We start from the raw sequence: 1,567 nt of genomic DNA, 5'->3' as shown, positions 1-1,567 counted from the left end.
GTGCTGTAGGTGCTCCTTAGAAAGGAGGTGATCCAGCCGCACCTTCCGGTACGGCTACCTTGTTACGACTTAGTCCCAATCGCCAGTCCCACCTTCGACGGCTCCCTCCCACAAGGGGTTAGGCCACCGGCTTCGGGTGTTACCAACTTTCGTGACTTGACGGGCGGTGTGTACAAGGCCCGGGAACGTATTCACCGCAGCGTTGCTGATCTGCGATTACTAGCGACTCCGACTTCATGGGGTCGAGTTGCAGACCCCAATCCGAACTGAGACCGGCTTTTTGGGATTAGCTCCACCTCACAGTATCGCAACCCTTTGTACCGGCCATTGTAGCATGCGTGAAGCCCAAGACATAAGGGGCATGATGATTTGACGTCGTCCCCACCTTCCTCCGAGTTGACCCCGGCAGTCTCCCATGAGTCCCCACCATCACGTGCTGGCAACATGGAACGAGGGTTGCGCTCGTTGCGGGACTTAACCCAACATCTCACGACACGAGCTGACGACAACCATGCACCACCTGTGAACCGGCCCCAAAAGGAGAAACCACATTTCTGCGGCGATCCGGTCCATGTCAAGCCTTGGTAAGGTTCTTCGCGTTGCATCGAATTAATCCGCATGCTCCGCCGCTTGTGCGGGCCCCCGTCAATTCCTTTGAGTTTTAGCCTTGCGGCCGTACTCCCCAGGCGGGGCACTTAATGCGTTAGCTACGGCGCGGAAAACGTGGAATGTCCCCCACACCTAGTGCCCAACGTTTACGGCATGGACTACCAGGGTATCTAATCCTGTTCGCTCCCCATGCTTTCGCTCCTCAGCGTCAGTTAATGCCCAGAGACCTGCCTTCGCCATCGGTGTTCCTCCTGATATCTGCGCATTTCACCGCTACACCAGGAATTCCAGTCTCCCCTACATCACTCTAGTCTGCCCGTACCCACCGCAGATCCGGAGTTGAGCCCCGGACTTTCACGGCAGACGCGACAAACCGCCTACGAGCTCTTTACGCCCAATAATTCCGGATAACGCTTGCGCCCTACGTATTACCGCGGCTGCTGGCACGTAGTTAGCCGGCGCTTCTTCTGCAGGTACCGTCACTTTCGCTTCTTCCCTACTGAAAGAGGTTTACAACCCGAAGGCCGTCATCCCTCACGCGGCGTCGCTGCATCAGGCTTGCGCCCATTGTGCAATATTCCCCACTGCTGCCTCCCGTAGGAGTCTGGGCCGTGTCTCAGTCCCAGTGTGGCCGGTCACCCTCTCAGGCCGGCTACCCGTCGTCGCCTTGGTAAGCCATTACCTCACCAACAAGCTGATAGGCCGCGAGTCCATCCAAAACCGCAAAAGCTTTCCACCCCCCACCATGCGATGAGGAGTCATATCCGGTATTAGACCCAGTTTCCCAGGCTTATCCCAGAGTCAAGGGCAGGTTACTCACGTGTTACTCACCCGTTCGCCACTAATCCCCGGTGCAAGCACCGGATCATCGTTCGACTTGCATGTGTTAAGCACGCCGCCAGCGTTCATCCTGAGCCAGGATCAAACTCTCCGTTGAAGTAAAACAGACACAACCAGG

At 56.9% G+C, this 1,567-nt stretch carries 1 rRNA gene; it reads right to left on the bottom strand.

Annotated features, from left to right (window positions below):
• Positions 1 to 20 precede the first annotated feature (20 nt).
• Positions 21 to 1,546, bottom strand: a 16S ribosomal RNA gene (locus tag ACFTR6_RS22010).
• Positions 1,547 to 1,567 lie beyond the last annotated feature (21 nt).

Source organism: Arthrobacter sp. NPDC057009, from assembly GCF_042673905.1.
Lineage (GTDB): Bacteria > Actinomycetota > Actinomycetes > Actinomycetales > Micrococcaceae > Arthrobacter.
This window is presented reverse-complemented; position numbering and strand designations above follow the sequence as displayed.